This is a genomic window from Janthinobacterium sp. BHSEK (assembly GCF_056174685.1).
In genome coordinates, this window is record NZ_JBWBYV010000176.1 from 1 (window position 1) to 2375 (window position 2375).

Annotated in this window: 3 protein-coding genes; all 3 read right to left on the reverse strand. The window is 57.1% G+C overall.

The features are described from left to right. A partial coding sequence (locus tag AC0V2Y_RS28080; protein WP_475418445.1) for a glycosyltransferase family protein occupies nt 1-784 on the reverse strand: 784 nt, incomplete at its 3' end. Continuing rightward, nucleotides 785-1606, reverse strand: coding sequence for a 2OG-Fe(II) oxygenase (locus AC0V2Y_RS28085; protein ID WP_475417960.1), 822 nt, complete (start codon nt 1604-1606; stop codon nt 785-787). Beyond that, nucleotides 1599-2375, reverse strand: a 777-nt coding sequence (locus AC0V2Y_RS28090; RefSeq protein ID WP_475418446.1) for a hypothetical protein, incomplete at its 5' end; no start/stop codon positions are given. The genes AC0V2Y_RS28085 and AC0V2Y_RS28090, both read right to left, overlap by 8 nt.

A 2375-nucleotide genomic window follows, 5' to 3' on the forward strand; every position in this document is an offset into this window, starting at 1 on the left:
GCGCCTTGGCATGGCGATACAGAGTCAGTATGTTGGCATGTGGCAACACGCCTAGTTGCTCAATGCGCAGGCCATGCTGGACAGTTGCGCTGTCGAACTCCGCGCGAAGCGCTGTGCAATGCGGGGGCAGGGTAAGCGCCAGAGACGGAAAGATGTTTTGCTCGGCCAGCAGAATCCAGGCGGCCAGCAGGCGGCGGTGATTCTTGTGCGCCTCGCCATCGGCCACGTAGACAAAATCAAAGCCGTCGCGCACGCTGGTCTGATCATGCGACGCGCTTGCCATGGCCCCAATGAATGGGATGACGCGCACCGGGGGCTTGGCGCCGTGCCAGGTTATCAGCGCTGAGCGCATGGAAGGGGTCTGGACGACATACTCATTGACATTGCCCTTGAAGGCGCGGCAAATGATACGTTCGAACGCTACCCGTATTTTTGTCTTGCCGGAAAATTCGGAAAGGGGCGTGAGGCCAAAGTAGTTCCGATTTTGCTGGAATACCACGACGTGGCCGGCCAGCGGCAGCAGCGGCGGCATGCCATGGAAGCACAGAATGACGTCATCGGCGCGTGCCGCGCGTTGCAGGCGCAGTTCGGCCTTGAGGCGGTCTACTGGCGAGGCCTTGACGAAGTAACTTTCCGTTCCTGACGGCAAGTCCAGAATTTCCTTGGCCCTGTAGTCGAGATTGGCCCATAACGTTGCGCCATCCTGGGCCGCAAGCAATTCCTTGAGCAGCACCAGTCCGCCGCCCACGTGAACGTTCGGCGCATGTAGCAATAGACGACCCACTTATTTGTCTCCCGCCTTGTAGACGTCTTTCGGGCCCACACCGCCAGGCACGAGCGCCCGCACGCCTTGGCGCAGCTTGTTGTCCGCCCATGCCAGTGCCCTGCGTGCCGTTTGCTCGGGGCGGGCGCTGAATGACGTGACGTTGAAATACTGTTCTCCAGTTGGAGACGCGGGTGAAAAATAATAGTTTGAAACGCAGCAGCGCAGGCGATCCACCTGGACCGGGCTAACCGAATGCCACGAGCTTGGTGTTGTTTCCATCAGCACCAGACGGTTGAATTTGCTATGGATGGTCTCGTTCTTGCGCACGGACGGTTCCCACAATTCCAGGTTGCCCCCGTTGCCTAGTTCCCAATCCGGCGTGACATAGAACAGCAGGTTCAGCGTGCGATAAAACTGGCGTGTCGCCTCGTGCGAGTTGTCGATGTGGGGGTTAAGAAAATGCCCTTTGCCCATCATGCTCAAGCCGCCCGCATATAGGGTAGGATCGGGAATCTGCTGCGTGATGCCGGTGATTTCCTCGATAATGCTGACTACGGCGACATCCTGCATCGCGAAGGTAATGTCCTTGAGAATCGGATTAAATTGATCAAAATGCTTGGAAGTGAATTTTCTCTCGCGAAAACTCGACATCAGGCGCATCTGCTCCAGTTTGGGGAAGGCGTGGTAGATTTCCATGGCCAGTGCCTCGGGAAGCATATTCTCGATATAGCAATGGCGTACGCCGACCTTGGCAGCGCTGGCTGCAAACATGTCGGCGGCGCGTGCTTTTTCCGTTTGCAGGCGCGCTACAATCAACTCGACGATTTCGTTTTTAGACATTTCCATTTTTACCTTTAAATGATGCCGATTTTTTACCCAAGAAAGCCTTCAGGGCGTCGCTTGCCGCATGAATGTTGGGAATGTCCGCAATGAAAAACCGTCCGCCAGCTGCGCTTGGCCGGGTGGCGCGCTTGGCCAGGCGGATGATCTTGGCTACAGCGATGCGCGCAGCGCCCAGCAGCACGCGCGTCACGGTGATAGCGGCACTCTTGCCATATTGTTGCTTGTAGGCTATCGCCGCCTTGAAAATTTCCTTGTAGTAATCCGGATGGCTGACCAGGCAGATCGCGTACAAATGGATGAAGTTGAAACGATCCAGCAGCGTGGCATCCAGTTTGCTCAGGGTTTCATAGGCGGCCTGGCCCCAGACGGTTTCGACGCTGAAAAAGCGTGGAATCAGCGGTGGCCACACCAGATTCTTGTAGGGCTTGATATGGGGATCGTCTTCCAGGTTGCCGCGGTGGGCATTCATGGCGCTGCGTCCGGTGTTGCTGTTGCCGGCGGCGCCAGGAATGGTCAGTGGATAGTCGATTTCAGCAAAAGATGGTGTGGTGGCGGCAATGCCGAGCGCGCCCGACACGTCCGGGCTGACCCCGTGGAAATAGGCACCCGTCTTTTCCTTGACTTGTTCCATGACGGCGCGCTTGACGATGCCGTGGTAAATCTTGGGCAAACCATCAGCCCCTTGGCATGCCAGTTGCAAGGAGTCCTGCAAGCCCTTGGCGCAATCGGTGCGCGAGATGCGTGACGAGAAATCGTTGATGTACAG